The sequence below is a fragment of the Parazoarcus communis genome (assembly GCF_003111665.1).
Classification (GTDB): Bacteria; Pseudomonadota; Gammaproteobacteria; order Burkholderiales; family Rhodocyclaceae; genus Parazoarcus; species Parazoarcus communis_B.
Genome location: NZ_CP022188.1, coordinates 2,054,979 through 2,069,738 on the forward strand (window position 1 = coordinate 2,054,979; position 14,760 = coordinate 2,069,738).

14 protein-coding genes are annotated in these 14,760 nt (G+C 65.0%); 9 read left to right on the forward strand and 5 right to left on the reverse strand.

Going from position 1 to position 14,760, the window contains the following annotated elements; translation table 11 throughout:
• Positions 1 to 40: 40 nt before the first annotated feature.
• Positions 41 to 682, forward strand: a complete 642-nt coding sequence (locus CEW87_RS09385; protein ID WP_108950528.1) for an MBL fold metallo-hydrolase — start codon at positions 41 to 43, stop codon at positions 680 to 682.
• Between the two features lie 80 nt (positions 683 to 762).
• Here CEW87_RS09385 and mscL read toward each other — a convergent pair whose 3' ends face one another.
• Together mscL and CEW87_RS09395 are read right to left on the reverse strand one after the other, a co-directional pair.
• Positions 763 to 1,191 carry a large conductance mechanosensitive channel protein MscL gene (gene mscL, locus CEW87_RS09390; protein WP_108950529.1) on the reverse strand — a complete coding sequence of 143 codons (429 nt, stop codon included), beginning with the start codon at positions 1,189 to 1,191 and terminating at the stop codon, positions 763 to 765.
• Between the two features lie 148 nt (positions 1,192 to 1,339).
• Positions 1,340 to 1,960: a trimeric intracellular cation channel family protein gene (locus CEW87_RS09395; protein WP_108972504.1), complete on the reverse strand. Its 621-nt coding sequence runs from the start codon at positions 1,958 to 1,960 to the stop codon at positions 1,340 to 1,342.
• Between the two features lie 157 nt (positions 1,961 to 2,117).
• Here CEW87_RS09395 and CEW87_RS09400 point away from each other — a divergent pair, with 157 nt between their 5' ends.
• The 7 genes from CEW87_RS09400 to trxC all read left to right on the forward strand — a co-directional run bounded on the left by CEW87_RS09400 (position 2,118) and on the right by trxC (position 8,391).
• A complete protein-coding gene (locus CEW87_RS09400; RefSeq protein WP_108972506.1) occupies positions 2,118 to 3,092 on the forward strand; it encodes an NAD(P)H-dependent flavin oxidoreductase in 975 nt (324 codons plus the stop codon).
• A 275-nt stretch (positions 3,093 to 3,367) separates the two neighbouring features.
• The gene (locus tag CEW87_RS09405) at positions 3,368 to 4,237 is read left to right on the forward strand and encodes a branched-chain amino acid ABC transporter permease (protein ID WP_108972508.1); all 870 of its coding nucleotides are present in this window, start codon (positions 3,368 to 3,370) and stop codon (positions 4,235 to 4,237) included.
• A 2-nt stretch (positions 4,238 to 4,239) separates the two neighbouring features.
• A complete protein-coding gene (locus tag CEW87_RS09410; RefSeq protein ID WP_234421744.1) occupies positions 4,240 to 5,208 on the forward strand; it encodes a branched-chain amino acid ABC transporter permease in 969 nt (322 codons plus the stop codon).
• Positions 5,209 to 5,272: 64 nt separating this feature from the next.
• Complete coding sequence (locus CEW87_RS09415) at positions 5,273 to 6,433, forward strand: ABC transporter substrate-binding protein (protein WP_108972512.1); 1,161 nt, start codon at positions 5,273 to 5,275, stop codon at positions 6,431 to 6,433.
• A gap of 16 nt (positions 6,434 to 6,449) precedes the next feature.
• Positions 6,450 to 7,073, forward strand: coding sequence for a flavin prenyltransferase UbiX (locus CEW87_RS09420; protein WP_108972513.1), 624 nt, complete (start codon positions 6,450 to 6,452; stop codon positions 7,071 to 7,073).
• Positions 7,070 to 7,660 (forward strand): LON peptidase substrate-binding domain-containing protein, encoded by a 591-nt coding sequence (locus CEW87_RS09425; RefSeq protein WP_108972515.1) that lies wholly within the window; start codon positions 7,070 to 7,072, stop codon positions 7,658 to 7,660. The genes CEW87_RS09420 and CEW87_RS09425 overlap by 4 nt, the downstream gene beginning before the upstream one ends.
• Positions 7,661 to 7,953: 293 nt before the next feature.
• Positions 7,954 to 8,391 carry a thioredoxin TrxC gene (gene trxC, locus CEW87_RS09430; RefSeq protein ID WP_108972517.1) on the forward strand — a complete coding sequence of 146 codons (438 nt, stop codon included), beginning with the start codon at positions 7,954 to 7,956 and terminating at the stop codon, positions 8,389 to 8,391.
• Between the two features lie 112 nt (positions 8,392 to 8,503).
• Here trxC and mutY read toward each other — a convergent pair whose 3' ends face one another.
• Positions 8,504 to 9,562 (reverse strand): A/G-specific adenine glycosylase, encoded by a 1,059-nt coding sequence (gene mutY, locus CEW87_RS09435; protein ID WP_108972519.1) that lies wholly within the window; start codon positions 9,560 to 9,562, stop codon positions 8,504 to 8,506.
• 143 nt (positions 9,563 to 9,705) lie between these two features.
• Between mutY and CEW87_RS09440 the strand changes: the two genes are divergently transcribed.
• Positions 9,706 to 10,203 carry a flavin reductase family protein gene (locus tag CEW87_RS09440; RefSeq protein WP_108972521.1) on the forward strand — a complete coding sequence of 166 codons (498 nt, stop codon included), beginning with the start codon at positions 9,706 to 9,708 and terminating at the stop codon, positions 10,201 to 10,203.
• Here the strand turns inward: CEW87_RS09440 and CEW87_RS09445 are convergent, their stop codons facing one another.
• Positions 10,204 to 11,739 (reverse strand): sensor domain-containing diguanylate cyclase, encoded by a 1,536-nt coding sequence (locus CEW87_RS09445; protein ID WP_159098132.1) that lies wholly within the window; start codon positions 11,737 to 11,739, stop codon positions 10,204 to 10,206.
• A 124-nt stretch (positions 11,740 to 11,863) separates the two neighbouring features.
• Entirely contained in the window at positions 11,864 to 14,230 is a 2,367-nt protein-coding gene (hypF, locus tag CEW87_RS09450; protein WP_108972525.1) for a carbamoyltransferase HypF, read from the reverse strand.
• Positions 14,231 to 14,760: the final 530 nt, after the last annotated feature.

Below are 14,760 nucleotides of genomic sequence, written 5' to 3' on the forward strand. Positions count from 1 at the left end.
TATCATTGGGCCCCGGTTTCTTACTGATGTTCCAGCCCACATGATCGACGTCCGCATTGTTCCCGTAACGCCCTTCGAGCAGAACTGCAGCATTATCTGGTGCGACAAGACGCGCAAGGCAGCGGTGGTCGACCCCGGTGGCGATCTCGACCGCATCCATGCCGCTGCCGACGCACTTGGCGTCACCATCGAGAAGATCCTGATCACGCACGGGCATATCGATCATGCCGGCGGTACCGCAAAACTGGCGCGCGAACTGGGCGTGCCCATCGAAGGGCCGCAGGAGGAAGACCGCTTCTGGATCGACGGCATGGCTCAGCAGAGCAAGATGTTCGGCTTTCCCGATGTTGAAACCTTCACGCCTGATCGCTGGCTGCACGATGGCGACACCGTGACGGTGGGGGAGCAGACGCTGCAGGTGATCCACACGCCGGGCCACACGCCGGGCCACGTGGTGTTCGTGCATCCGGAATCAAAGCTCGCACTGGTCGGCGATGTGCTGTTCGCGGGTTCGATCGGGCGCACCGACTTTCCGCGCGGCGACCATCAGACGCTGGTCAGCTCCATCCGCAACAAGCTCTTCCCGCTCGGTGACGACATCACTTTCGTTCCGGGGCACGGGCCAACCTCGACCTTTGGCGAAGAGCGCGAAAGCAACCCGTTCGTCGGTGCCTACGGCTGAACGACTGAACTGAACGCAAGAAGCCCCTCGTGGCGCCGTCCTGCATGGCGCAACGAGGGGCTTCTTTCATGTTGCAGCGATCAGCTGCGTTGCTTGAGCGAGTCGCGGATCTCGCGCAGCAGCTTGATGTCTTCCGGCTCGGGTGCGGGCTCGGCGGGCGGTGCCGGCGGCTCTGCACGCTTGAGCTTGTTGATGGCCTTGATCGCCATGAAGATGGCGAAGGCGATGATCAGGAAGTCAATCGCGGTGTTGATGAAGTTACCGTACTTGATCAGCGGTGCCCCCGCCTTTTCGGCGGCTTCCAGGGTCTCGAAGACGTCGCTGCCAAGGTTGATGTACAACTGGCGGAAATCGACGCCGCCGACGATGCGGCCAACGACCGGCATCACGATGTCCTTGACCAGCGAATCGACGATCTTGCCGAAGGCGCCGCCAATGATCACGCCAACGGCGAGATCGATGACGTTGCCGCGCATGGCGAATTCCTTGAATTCCTTCATCATGCTCATGGATGAACTCCTGTCAGGTCGAGCCGTTCGTAGCCGGGCTCTGTTACTTGATGTACCGGTGAGCCGGCTTGGGCCCGTACGATAATAGGATCATCGTGCGCACGCCAGAAGGGTATCTACTGATGCGCGGCGAATTTCACGCTGCGATTCAACTTCTCGCAATGAACACTGGTAACCGCCATTTGAAGCGGATGGCACCCAGACGAATCACCAGCACCAGCGTCGCGCCGGCCAGAGCAGCCCACCCGGGGCTGACGCCGGCTTCGAGCAGGGCGAGCAGCAGCAGGGCGCCGACCCACGATGCGGTGGCATACAGTTCGGCGGTAAATACCAGAGGGACTTCGTTGCACAGCACGTCGCGCACGATGCCCCCGAAAACGCCAGTGATCACGCCCATCAGGCTGGCCACCAGCCATGGCGCCCCCATCGTGATGGCGGCCTGGGTGCCCGAGACGGTGAAGAGTGCGAGGCCAAGGGCGTCCGGTATCAGGAACAGGCGCGGCGGCAGGCGCACCACCCGCACCACGAGAAATGTCGCGAGGCCGGCGACGATGGCCGCGATCAGATTGCTCTGGTCTGCAATCCAGAACACCGTGCGATCGAGCAGCACGTCGCGCAAGGTGCCGCCACCCAGGGAGGCGGCCAGCGCCACCACGACCATGCCGAAAAGGTCGAAGGGCTTGCGCCCGGCATCGAGCACACCGGCGGCCGCGTTGACCGCCACGCCGGCAATGCCGATGCCGTAGAGAAGGGATTCAATACCTTGCATGGCGCCGAGGATAGCACCTGATCCTGTCGGCGGATGCCATCGGACGCCGGATGGCAGACATGTTCAAACGGTCGTTTGAAGTGCGCGCTTCACATGCTAGAGTGCGCTTCATGCAAGGGCATTGATTGCCCGCTCGCAACAACAATGAGGAGACAGCATGACACTTCCCGCATCCTTCCGCGGCACCATGAGTGTGCCCGCGATTGCCGCGCCGATGTTTCTCGTATCCGGCCCTGAGCTGGTCATCGCGACCTGCAAGGCCGGGGTGGCCGGCACTTTCCCCGCACTCAACGCTCGGCCGGCCGCGCAGCTTGAAGCCTGGCTGACTGAGATCGATGCGGCGCTTGCCGGGCATCGTGCGGATAATCCGGATGCGCCATGCGCGCCCTACGGGGTGAATCTCATCCTGCATGCGTCCAACAAGCGCCTGGAGGAGGATCTGGCGACCATCGTGCGTCACCGTGTGCCCTTTGTGATCACCAGCCTGGGCCATCCCGGCGAGGTGGTGAAGGCGGTTCACGCCTATGGCGGGCTGGTGTTTTCCGACATCGTGCATGCCTACCATGCGAAGAAGGCTGCGGCGGCCGGTGTCGACGGCATCATCGCGGTGGCCGGCGGAGCGGGCGGTCATGCCGGCACCCAGAGCGTGGTGAGCCTGATCCGCGAGATCCGTGAGTTCTGGGATGGCGTGCTGATCGCGGCCGGCAGCATTTCGGATGGCGCTTCGATCCGTGCGGTCGAGGTGCTGGGAGCCGATTTCGCCTACATGGGGACGCGTTTCATCGCGACCCGCGAGGCGCTGGCGCAGGAGGCTTACAAGCAGATGGTGGTGGATTGCGGGCCGTCGGAGGTGGTCTATACCGATGTGATTTCGGGCACCAATGCCAATTTCCTGTGGCCAAGTCTTGAGAAGGCGGGTTTCGAGCGCAGCGAGCTGGTGCCGGGGCATGGCAAGGGCAAGCTGCACGATCTGTCGGACGAGGCGCGTGCCTGGCGCGATGTCTGGAGTGCGGGCCACGGGGTGGCCAACATTCACGACATTCCGACTGTGGCGGAGCTGGTTGAACGCCTGGCGGCCGAGTATCGCGAGGCCTGCAGTAAGCCACCGAGCGACGCACTCTGCAGCGGGTAACAGGCTCCCTGGCCTGGTGGGGCGTCGGGGTGGCCCCTTGGCGGGCAGACGTTCGCGGCCTTCGGCTCCCCGTCGGATAAGGCACTGTGGCGGCGTCGGCGCAAACTCGGTCGCTGCGCGCCCTCAGACATGCGCCGCCGTGTTTCCGCCCCAGTGCCTTATCCGACGGCGCTCTCGACAGCCCGCCAAGGGGCCACCCCGACGCCTGCCATATTCTCGGCTTTGGTTGAGCGAACGCGTACGGCCTCACCCCCAATAGTCTATCCTTCGCGCCCATGCTTTCCCTGATCCAGGTTCTCACCAGCGGAATTGCCATCGGTTGCGTGTATGGACTGGTGGCGCTCTCCTTCGTCCTCATCTACAAGGCCACCGAAACGGTGAGCTTCATGCAGGGCGAACTGCTCATGGTGGGGGCGTTTGCCGCCGTGGCGCTGAACACCGGCGCCGGCTGGCCCTTGTGGCTGGCGGCGGTCGTTGCCGTGGCGGGGCTCGCACTGCTGGGTGCGGTGCTGGAGCGTTTCGCCCTGCGCCGGGCGATCGGCCAGCCACATCTGGTGGCGGTGCTGCTGACCTTTGGCCTCGGCATGATGCTGCGCGGCGGGGTCACGTCGGTTCCGGCGGCAAGTCACGACATCTACCGTCTTCCGTTCGCTGACAGCGTGCTGCAGATCGGGGCGCTCGCGCTGTCCCTGAGCCATGTGCTGGTGATTGTGGCTACCGTGGTGCTGGCTGGGGTGCTGGCGATCTTCTTTCGCTACACCCGGGCCGGACTGGCATTGCGCGCGTGCTCGGAGAACGCGCGCGTCGCAGCGCTGATGGGGGTGCCGGTCGCCTCGATGCACACCCTGGCCTGGGCGCTTGGCGCTGCGCTTGCCGCCGTTGCGGGGCTGTTGCTGGCGCCGATTACCTTCATCCATCTGAACATGGGCCTGATTGCACTCAAGGCCTTTCCAGCCGCGGTGCTCGGCGGGCTGACCAGCTTGCCGGGGGCCTTGGTGGGGGGCGTCTTTCTCGGCGTGGCCGAGTCGCTCGCCGGTCTGGTGCTCCCTGAGGGCGTCAAGGATGTCGTGCCCTATGTGCTGCTGATGCTCGCCCTGCTCCTCTTTCCCGATGGCATGGCTGCAGGATGGCGGAGGCGCCGGTGAGTATGCTGCGCCCATTGCTGTTGATCGCAGTCATTCTTGCGCTCGGGCTCAGCGTGCTCGGTGCCGACTACGCCGCCGGGCAAGCCACGCTGGTTGCAACCTATGCGATCGCCGGTCTCGGGCTGGTGATCATCGTCGGGCAGGCGGGGCAGATCACGCTGGGGCAGGGTGCCCTGGTGGCGCTCGGTGCCTACGCGGAGACCCTGCTCGCCATGCGTGGTGTGCCGCCAGTGCTCTCCGTGCCGGCCGCGGTGGCGCTTGGTGCGGCCGGCGGGGCACTGGCCAGCCTTCCCGCCCGGCGCCTCGGCGGCTTGTACTTTGCGATGAGCACACTGGCCTTTGCGCTCATCGTGGAAGAGATGCTCGTGCGCTGGACCTCGCTCACCCGCGGCGGCGCCGGACTCAGCGTGCCGACCCTGGCCTGGGGCGGGATGAGGGTGGATACGCCACTGGCGCAGATGCTGGTCAGCCTCGCGGCGCTGATGCTGGCCTGGCTCGCGTGCAGGCGTCTGCTCGCAGGGCGCAGCGGTCGTGCGTGGCGGGCGGTGCGCGAGGACGAGATTGCGGCGGCCGAGGCCTGCGGCATCGACGTGGCGGCGACCAAGTTGCGCGCCTTCGTGCTGGGCGGTGCGCTGGCCGGACTGGCGGGCGCGCTCTACGCGCACTGGATCGGCTTCATCAGTCCCGAGCAGTTCGGGCTGATGTTCTCCTTCGAACTGCTGATGCTGGTCTTCATCGGCGGCGCCCGCCACCTGTCCGGTGCGTTGTGGGGGGCGCTCGTCATCGTCAGTCTGCCGCAGCTGATTGCCTTGCTGCGCGACGTGCTGCCGGGCGAATGGAGCCGCAGTGCCGGGCTCGAGACCGTGCTCTTTGGCGCGGTGATCGTGGCAATGGTGCTGCTGCGGCCGCAGGGTCTGGCATCGGCTTCCGGCGGCGCCCAGGCGTCTGTGCGCAAGGGCACTGAAGACTGACGGCTGCGGTTATCGCCGGCTTGAAGGATAATCGCGATCCGACTTCTTCGTTCAGGGTCCGCCCATGACTGTTTCCCGTTTCGTTCTTGGTTGTGCGCTGGCCTTGTCCGCCGCGTTTGCCGTTGCTGCCACGCCTGGCGTCAGTGATCGCGAGATCGTCCTTGGCAGTATTCAGGATCTGTCCGGTCCCGCTGCGATGCTCGGCTCACCGGTGCGCGACGGCATGCTGCTGCGCCTCGAGGAAGCCAACGCGGCGGGCGGGGTGCATGGGCGCAAGCTGCGGATGGTGGTCGAGGACACCGGCTACGATCCCAAGCGCGCCGTGCTGGCCACGCGCAAGCTGCTCGACCGCGATCAGGCCTTCGCCTTTCTCGCCAACTTCGGTACGCCGGTCGTGATGGCCACCATGCCGCTGATCGTCGATGCCGGTCGCCCGCACCTGTTCCCGTTCTCGCCCCATGAGGCAACCTACAGCCCGCTGCATCCGCTCAAGTTCCAGATCTTCGCGCCGTATCAGAGCTACATGGATGCGGCCACGCGTCACATGGTGCAAAGCCGCGGCTACAAGCGAACCTGCCTGCTCTATCAGGACGACGACTATGGTCTTGAAGTCCTCAAGGGGGTCGAGGCAGGGCTCGCCCGCATCGGCCAGAGCCTGGTCGAGAAGACCAGCTACAAGCGCGGCGCCACCGATTTCTCCAGCCAGATCGCCCGCCTGCGTGGTGCAGATTGCGACTTCGTGGTGCTTGCAACCGTCGTGCGCGAGACCATCGCCGCCATGAGCGAAGCGCGCAAGACCGGCTGGATGGTCGACATGCTGGTGACCGCATCCGGCTATTCGGCGCAGACGCACGAACTCGGTGGCGCCGCCGTCGATGGCTTGTACGGTGTGAGCGTGCTGCCGCACCCCTATGCCGAGGGTGCCAACAGTGCGCTGGGCAACTGGATCACGCGCTATCGCAAGCGCTTTGGTGTCGATCCGAACGTGTGGAGTGCGATGGGTTACAGCATTGCCGATCTCTTCGTGCAGGGCGCAAAGGCGGCCGGGCGGGAACTCACGGTCGAAGGCTTCGTCACTGCTCTGGAGCAACTCAAAACCACGCGCGATTTCTTCGGCAGCCCCGAGTATCGCTTCAGCCACGACGATCACCTTGGGAACCGCTACGGCCGGCTGGCCCAGATCCGCGACGGACGCTGGGTCATCCTGAGCGACTACCTGAAGTGACAAGGAAACAGATTCGATGAGCAACCCGCGCACCATCACCGTCGCCTTCACCGGCGCCTCCGGCATGCCGTACGGCCTGCGTCTGGTGGAGTGCCTGCTGCAATCGGGCTGCCGGGTGTGGCTGCTGTATTCCCAGGTGGCGCAGATCGTTGCGCGCCAGGAAATGGACTGGCATCTGCCCGGTCGCGCGGCCGAGGTCGAAGCGGAACTCTCCGCGCGCTTCGGCGCTGCACCCGGGCAGTTGCGGGTGTTTGGCAGGGAAGAGTGGTTTGCGCCGCCCGCCTCGGGCTCCAATCCGCCGGATGCCATGGTGGTCTGCCCGTGCACCATGGCGACGCTGGCATCGATCGCAGCCGGGCTCAGTCAGAGCCTGATCGAGCGCGCGGCCGATGTGGTCATCAAGGAGCAGCGCAAGCTGGTGCTGGTGCCGCGCGAGACGCCGTATTCGGCAATCCATCTTGAGAACATGCTCAAGCTGGCAAGGCTGGGTGTGTGCATCCTGCCGCCCAATCCGGGCTTCTATCATCACCCCAGGACGGTTGAGGATCTGGTCGATTTCGTTGTGGCGCGGGTGCTCGATCAGCTTGGCGTCGCCCACACCCTGATGGCGCGCTGGGGGGAAGAGGAGGAAGGCCGATGAGTGAGCGTCTGCCGCTGTTTCCGCTCAATACGGTGCTCTTCCCCGATGGCCTGCTGCCATTGCGGATTTTCGAAGCGCGCTACATGGACATGGTGACCCGCTGCATGCGCGAGGGCAGCAGCTTCGGCGTCTGTCTGATCGCAGCGGGGCAGGAGGTCGGCGAGGCCGCGCTGCCGCACGAGGTCGGCACCGAGGCGCGTATTGAAAGCTGGGACATGGCCGAACCGGGCGTGCTGTCGATCATGGTGCGCGGCGCGCGGCGGTTTCGTGTGGTCGATCACGAGGTCGAGCACGACGGTCTGCTCAATGGCGAGGTGGTGTGGCTGGACGAACCGCCGGTGCATCCGGTGCCCGAGGCTCAGGCCGAAATACTGCCGCTGCTCAGGGTACTGGCAGCGGAAGCGGGTGACCGCATGCCGCCACCGCACCACTTCGAAGACGCGGCTTGGGTGGGGGCGCGTTACGCCGAGTTGCTCCCCATCCCGGCGCTTGCGCGCCAGCGTCTGCTTGAACTCGACGATGTGCAGAGCCGGCTCGAGATCATGCAGCAGTTCTTGCGGCAGCATGGCTTGCTGGGCAAGGCTTGAGCCGTGGTCCGGGTTATCGGGGTTGGGGTTCTGGGGCACGCGGAGACGCGGAGGGCGCGGAGGAATCGACTGGCTGGGCAGATTCCTTGCGCCTGGAATGTGGGCATCCTGCGTGGGTACATGTCAACAGCGTGATGTCGGCGGCGCTCATGGCGTGACTTGCCCCGGCAGAGTACTTTGCGGATGGCAGGTCTTGAGACTTGCGGCGCGCAGGATGGAGCGGGCTGACGGCTCTTGAAGTTTGGGATAGCTGGCTCCACCTTGAAATCATTGCCAGTCACCGGGTCATCGCCATGTCAGATTCCATGCACCTCGTCTGTCCCCATTGCAACGCTGTAAACCGCGTCCCTGCTGCGCGGCTGACCGAGCAGCCGAGTTGTGGGCAGTGCCACAAGCCGATGTTTGTTGCTGCACCTCTGGAGCTCAACGCGTCGAGCTTTTCCCGCCATATACAGCGCAACGACGTTCCGGTGCTGGTGGATTTCTGGGCGCCGTGGTGCGGGCCATGTCGTTCGATGGCGCCGGCTTACGCCGAGGCGGCGCGAACGTTGGAACCGGATTTCCGCGTAGCGAAGCTCGATACCGAGGCCAATCAGGCCATCGGCGCCCAATACAATATCCGCAGCATCCCCACGCTCGCGCTATTCAGCAACGGCAAGGAAATCGCCCGGCAGGCAGGCGCCATGGGCGCCGCCGACATCGTGCGCTGGGCACGCACCCACGCAGGATGACCCACGGGCCAGGTGCGAGGCGTTTCCTCATTCAGGAAACGCCTCCGCGCCTCCGCGTGACCCAGACCCTCGCATCGGAACAGCGCCACACCCCGAGCCCAGCGCAGCCTTCCTAAGCAAACAGGTCCGGCGCCGCCATCTGCATCAGGATGCTGCGCACCGGTGTCGGCAAGGCCGCATCGGAAGTGTCTGCAAGCGGTAGCCACTGCGTGCTGCCGCCTTCTTCAGCACGGACATTTTGTGCGGCGACATCGAACCGCCACGGCTGAATGTCGAGCACGAAGTGGGTAAACGTGTGTGTCAGTGGCGCAAGCAGAACGCCAGTGCCGATGTCGATGCCAAGCCGGTCGCGTACCCAGCAGTCGACCTCTGTCTCGTGCTCGGGCACTTCCGGCAGGCTCAGCAGACCGCCCCATATTCCGGCGGGCGGGCGGCGTTCGAGCAGGACCGCGCCACGGTCGACAATCACCGCCACGCGCACGCTGCGTCGCGGGATCTGCTTTCTGGGTCTCGGTGTTGGCAGCGACGCAACCCGGTTGCCGAGGCGCGCGATGCATTCGTCAGCGAGCGGGCAGCGCGTGCAGGCGGGTTTGCCTCGAGTGCAAACGGTGGCGCCGAGGTCCATCTGAGCCTGGATGTAGCTGCCGATGCCGTCCTGCGGCAGCAGCGATTCGGCCAGTGCCCACAGGCGCGATTCGACCGCTTTCTCGCCGGGGAAACCCTCGATGCCGAACACGCGGCACAGCACCCGCTTGACGTTGCCGTCGAGAATCGGAGCGCGCTCGTCGCTTGAGAACGCAGCAATGGCCGCCGCGGTGGAACGACCGATGCCGGGCAGGGTGACGATTTGTGCTGCGGTCCGCGGGAACACGCCACCGTGATCGCTCATGACCAGCTGCGCCGCCCGGTGCAGGTTGCGCGCGCGGGCGTAGTAGCCGAGGCCGCTCCACAGTGCCATGACGTCGTCCACCGGTGCCGCAGCCAGCGCGGCCACATCGGGAAAGCGCTCGACGAATCGGGTGTAGTACGGAATCACGGTGCTGACCTGGGTCTGTTGCAGCATGATTTCCGACAGCCAGATGCGGTACGGGTCGCGTCCGCCCTGCCAGGGCAGGTCATGGCGGCCGTGGTGGCGCTGCCACTCGATCAGGCGACGGGCAAAATCACTCATGTGGGGTGCAAATTCCGGTTTTAATGTTGTAATCGAGTTTCATGTCGCGCTGCAGTACTCGACGTATACCGCTTGCGCGGCCATAATCCGCCGCCTGAATACTATCTTTCGGGTGTGGCTGGCGCCGCGCCAGAGGCTGTCCCATGTCCCAGAACGCTCCCGTCGCCGAGGATTTCTCGCGCAGTTTCCGCAACGCCCTCGGCCGCTTCGCTACCGGCATCACCGTGGTGACCATGCGCACGCCGACGGGTGAGTTGATCGGGCTTACGGTCAACTCGTTCAATTCGGTGTCCCTGGATCCGCCGCTGGTGGTCTGGAGTCTGTCCAGCAATCTGCCGAGTCTGAAGCTGTTTGAAGACTGCGAATACTACGCGATCAACGTGCTGGCCGCCGACCAGGAGGCCGTGTCTCAGCGTTTTGCCAGCCGCATGGCGGATCGCTTCGCCGGACTGGGCTTCGATCATGGTCTGGGTGGTGCACCGCTGTTGCATGGCTGCTGCGCCCGTTTCGTCTGCCGCAACACCACCCGGCACGCGGGTGGGGATCATGTGATCTTCGTCAGCGAGGTGGTGAGCTTCGACCGCAGCGACGCCGACCCGCTGGTCTACTTCGGTGGCGCCTATCGCCACCTTACCCCCTGATCATTCGCTGCTGTTTGTCAGTCGATCGCTGACGAGGCGGTCGCGTCCTTCCTGCTTGGCGCGGTACAGCGCGGTGTCTGCACGATGAAGCAGGGCCTCGAGGTCGGTATCGCCGGGCACAAGCTCGGCCAGTCCGATGGATACGGTGAAATGCAGGTGTTCCCCCCCGTGTTCGGTGACACTGTTGCGAAACGCATCCAGTAGCCGCTCTCCCACTTCAAGCGCGCCCTCGTGTCCGGTTTCCGGCAGCAGGACGGCGAACTCTTCGCCACCCAGTCTTGCAAAGATGTCGGAGCTGCGCAGCACATCCGAGGGTGCTGCGCCAAGGGTGCGGAGTGCGGCATCGCCGGCGGCATGACCATGACGGTCGTTGATCAGCTTGAAGTGGTCCGCATCCAGAATCATCAGTGAGAGCGGGTGATGGTGGCGGCGGGCGAGGGCAAGCAGGCGGGTGCCTTCGCTCATGAACAGCCTGCGGTTGGGCAGGCCGGTCAGCACGTCGGTATTGGCCATGCGTGCAAGCGCCTCAGTACGCTCACGGACCCGGTCTTCCAGTACCAGATTGCTGTGGGCAAGTTCGGCCATTGCGCGCTGGCGGTGCGTGACCTGGCGCCAGGCGTACAGGCCGATCGCGATCAGGGCCAGGTTGCCCCCCAGACCGAGTGCAAGAAACGCCGGCAGGTTATGTCGCCAGGCGGCGAGCAGGACCTCGGCCGGATAATCGGTAACCACAAAGAAATCGTACAGGCGCGAAGCGTGCAAGGCACTGACGCCGGCGCCAGTGCCAATCAGGCGGATGTTGCTGACGAGTGCGCTGTATGCGGGTTCGTCGTCCGCATCGTTGATCACGTTCAGTGGGGCGTCGGGGCAGGCGCTTCGAGATGGCAGGCAGGCCAGGGCATGGCCGTCACTGCGAAAAATGCCGATGACGAGGCCTTCGGGTGGGCCAGGGTCGTCCACAAGGCTTTGCAGAAACTCGCTTTTCAGTCCGGCAGCGACGATGCCGATGAAGCGCCCGCCGTCGGTTTCCAGCCGGCGGCTGATCGGGACCACCGGGGTGCCGATGGCGCGGGAAACCACTGGCAGTCCGATGTACATTCCGAGCGACCAGTCATCGTGTTGTGCGCGGATGTACTCCCGATCCGAGATCTGCAGCGGGGGCGCAGGGAAGCTGCGCGAGCTTGCAACCGTCAGGCCGCCGGTGTCCGTGATCAGCAGCCAGCTCAGTGCGGGGGTAATGGCGTGACGCCGCAGCAGCAGCCGATGGATGTAAAGGTCGTCCCGCGCCGGCGGCAAATCGCGCGCGGTCATGACTTCGGCAACTCCCGACAGCGTGCGGTCGAGTGAATCGAACAGGGCCTCGGCGCGACGCAGGATGATCGAGGCAGATGTTCGGGCTGTTTCCCGCCCCCTGTTCAGGGCCTGTTCGCGGTCGTTCAGCAGCACGGATACCAGCAGCAGGTCGGCAAGCAGCAGTAGTGCCACACCGCCCAATACCCAGCGTACCGCGTTCGAACGCAAAAGACCGACGGCCAAGTGTTTCTCCTGAATCTCGTGCTGATGCCAAGCGGTCGACGACCTTACATGCAGGTAGTAAGCCCGCCAAGGAGATCGGTCACGATCAGTTTGCCCCGCACGATTCGATCCCGGCCGCAGGCTGTCAGCTGTTGCAGTGATGCAGAATGTGGCGGGCGACGTGGGCCTGACCGAGTGCGAGGCCGCCGTCGTTGGGGGGAACCTGGCGGGCCTCCAGTACATCCAGGCCGCGCGCCGAAAGACGCCGTGAGAGATCACGCGACAGCAGGCGATTGAGAAAGCATCCGCCCGACAAGGCCACGCTGCGAATGCCCGTCGTGTCGACAGCCTGCAGAACCCAGGACTCAAGCGCGGTTGCGAGGGTGGCATGGAACAGCGAAGCGCCCCGCGCCGGGTTGTGCTCGTCGGCCAGCGCGGACAGCAGCGGTAGCAGGTCGAGATCGCCGCTGTCGGTCAGTTGCCAGCCCTGGTGCATCGGCAGCACCCCGCCGAAGCGGGTGGCAAGGCTTTCCAGCCGCATCGCGGCTTCGCCTTCATAGCCCATGCGCTCGCATACACCGAGCAGGCCGGCTGCAGCGTCGAACCAGCGTCCGAGGCTGGTTGTCGGCGGGCAGCCGGTGCCGGCCTCAAGCAGCTCATGCATGCGCCAGGAGGCCGCTTCGTTGTGAAAGCGATCGGCAATCTCGTCGCCTCGTCCCAGTCTGTGCAGCACGGACGAGGCCATGCGCCAGGGCTCACGCTCCGATTTTCCGGCATCGGGCTGGCGCAACGGGGCGAGGTGGCCGAGACGATTGAAGTGCGCGCCATCGACCTGAAGCAGTTCGCCGCCCCAGGCCTTGCCGTCCGTGCCGAGGCCGGATCCGTCCAGGGCGAGCCCGAGGATGGGGCCCTGGTGGCGGTGTTCGGCCTGAACCGCAGCGATATGTGCATGGTGATGCTGTACCGGGAAGGCCGGAATCCCCAGACGCTCGGCCAGGGCTTCGGCGGCCAGCGTCGACGGGAAGTCCGGGTTGAGGTCGTGGGCGACCGCCACCGGTGTGAGCGTGAGGATGTGCTGCAGGTGGCTGGCGACTTCGTCCAGGGCCTGGCAGGCGCCCGCAGACGAGAGGTCGCCGACGTGCTGCGACAGAAAGGCCTCGTCGCCGCGGGTCATGCACAAGGTGTTCTTGAGCAATCCGCCGAAGGCCATGACCGGCTCGCCCTTGTCCGCCAGCCTCAGGGCGCGCGGGGTGTAGCCGCGTGAGCGGCGTACGAACTGCATCCTGAGATCGCCCGCGCGCGCTGCGGGCAGGCTGCGTACAACCGAGTCATCGCAGCGCACGACGATCTCGCGGTCGTGGAACAGGTAGGCGTCGGCGATCCCCATCAGGCGCCGCGTCGCCTCGCGGTCGCCTGTCACCAGGGGTTCGCCGCCGGGGTTGGCTGAGGTGCATACCAGTGCCAGTTCCTGCGCGGTGCGAAGCCAGCCTGTGCCCGCAGGGCGGCCAGCGAAGTCGTGGAACAGCAGGTAGTGGAGCGGCGTGTACGGCAGCATCAGGCCGATCCAGGCGAGTCCCGGCGCCACGCCGTGAAGCTCTGCATCCACTGTGTCGCGCTTGTCGCACAGCACCACAGGGCGCTCGGGACTGCCGAGCAGCGATTCATCGACCGCCCCGAGCTGCGCCCAGTGGCGGGCCGAGGCCGTATTGGCCACCATGATCGCAAAGGGCTTGTCGTCGCGCGATTTGCGCTGACGCAGCCGGTCGACTGCCTCCGGGTTGCGGGCGTCGCACATCAGGTGATAGCCGCCGAGGCCCTTCACCGCAACGATCTCGCCGCACAGCAGGCGCAGCAAGGTGTCGGCGATCGGGTCGTGGCTTGCGACCGTAACCCCATAGGCTTCGAGCAGGCTCAGTCTGGGACCGCAGGCGGGACAGGCGTTGGGCTCTGCATGAAAGCGCCGGTGAAGCGGGTTGCGGTACTCGTCGGCACACTCCGGACATTGCGCAAATGCAGCCATGCTGGTGCTGACGCGGTCGTAAGGCAGGCCGCGGGTGATCGTGTAGCGTGGTCCGCACTGGGTGCAGTTGATGAAAGGGTGGCGCCAGCGCCGGCCGGTGGGGTCGAAAAGCTCATGCAGGCATTCATCGCATACTGCGCTGTCGTGGGCGATCGATGTCGTGACGCTGCCCCCCTGGGATGCGCTGATGGTGAAGCCGCGGTCATTCGGGTCGAGTTCGCACAGGCTGCTGTCGAGTCTCTCGATGCTCGCCAGCGGCGGCGCTTCGCCATGCAGGCGAGCGACAAGGGCCGAAAGGTTGCCTGCCGTCCCCTGTGCCTCGAGCTCGACGCCGCTGCCGTCGTTGCGCACCCAGCCGCTCAAATCGAGTTCCTGTGCCAGGCGATAAACAAAAGGGCGAAAGCCCACACCCTGCACGACGCCACGCACAGTAAGGCGCCGCCGCTCGAGTTGTGGCCGGTTGCGTGGTGAAGTGCCGTACTCCTCATGCATCGCATGCACTCCCGGAAGGTGCTTCAATTGGTGCAAGCCTGCTGGTGCGCAAGTCTGTGCGCGGTCCGTCGATGCGCCCGATTCTAATCCTGCATCCGGACGAAAAGGGCAGCAATACAGCGGCGGGGCGCGTCGTCCGAAAGTCCTATTCTAGGGCTCGGGCTCTGCATGTGCGAGCGACAATGCCGGAGCGACGATGGGCTCCCGCACGGGCAGTGCGGTGGTTCCGGGGGCGCTCAAGGTCTGAAGGGCATCGGATCGTCATTCGGGCGCATGGCCGTGACATTGCGTTGCGCTCAATACCACACCGGCTCGCAAGCCCCCGAGTACAGTGTTTTCAAGGCTTCGCAGCCCGGCACGAAAACCGGGTGTTGCTCCTGCGCAACAAGAAAACGCTTCCGGCGCCGGTTTTTGATGCTGACGCTTGCGTGACCTGACAGCCAATGCGCAAAATCACTCCAACTTCTCGCATGAGAGGTAAGTCGGGATCCAGCAAAGCTGCATTCTCAACTTCAACTAGAGGAGAAACA

Bases quoted from the DNA above. Each gene is read 5' to 3' on its own strand.
- CEW87_RS09385 (WP_108950528.1), top strand. From the start codon at position 41: ATGATCGACGTCCGCATTGTTCCCGTAACGCCCTTCGAGCAGAACTGC.
- mscL (WP_108950529.1), bottom strand. From the start codon at position 1,191: ATGAGCATGATGAAGGAATTCAAGGAATTCGCCATGCGCGGCAACGTC.
- CEW87_RS09395 (WP_108972504.1), bottom strand. From the start codon at position 1,960: ATGCAAGGTATTGAATCCCTTCTCTACGGCATCGGCATTGCCGGCGTG.
- CEW87_RS09400 (WP_108972506.1), top strand. From the start codon at position 2,118: ATGACACTTCCCGCATCCTTCCGCGGCACCATGAGTGTGCCCGCGATT.
- CEW87_RS09405 (WP_108972508.1), top strand. From the start codon at position 3,368: ATGCTTTCCCTGATCCAGGTTCTCACCAGCGGAATTGCCATCGGTTGC.
- CEW87_RS09410 (WP_234421744.1), top strand. From the start codon at position 4,240: ATGCTGCGCCCATTGCTGTTGATCGCAGTCATTCTTGCGCTCGGGCTC.
- CEW87_RS09415 (WP_108972512.1), top strand. From the start codon at position 5,273: ATGACTGTTTCCCGTTTCGTTCTTGGTTGTGCGCTGGCCTTGTCCGCC.
- CEW87_RS09420 (WP_108972513.1), top strand. From the start codon at position 6,450: ATGAGCAACCCGCGCACCATCACCGTCGCCTTCACCGGCGCCTCCGGC.
- CEW87_RS09425 (WP_108972515.1), top strand. From the start codon at position 7,070: ATGAGTGAGCGTCTGCCGCTGTTTCCGCTCAATACGGTGCTCTTCCCC.
- trxC (WP_108972517.1), top strand. From the start codon at position 7,954: ATGTCAGATTCCATGCACCTCGTCTGTCCCCATTGCAACGCTGTAAAC.
- mutY (WP_108972519.1), bottom strand. From the start codon at position 9,562: ATGAGTGATTTTGCCCGTCGCCTGATCGAGTGGCAGCGCCACCACGGC.
- CEW87_RS09440 (WP_108972521.1), top strand. From the start codon at position 9,706: ATGTCCCAGAACGCTCCCGTCGCCGAGGATTTCTCGCGCAGTTTCCGC.
- hypF (WP_108972525.1), bottom strand. From the start codon at position 14,230: ATGCATGAGGAGTACGGCACTTCACCACGCAACCGGCCACAACTCGAG.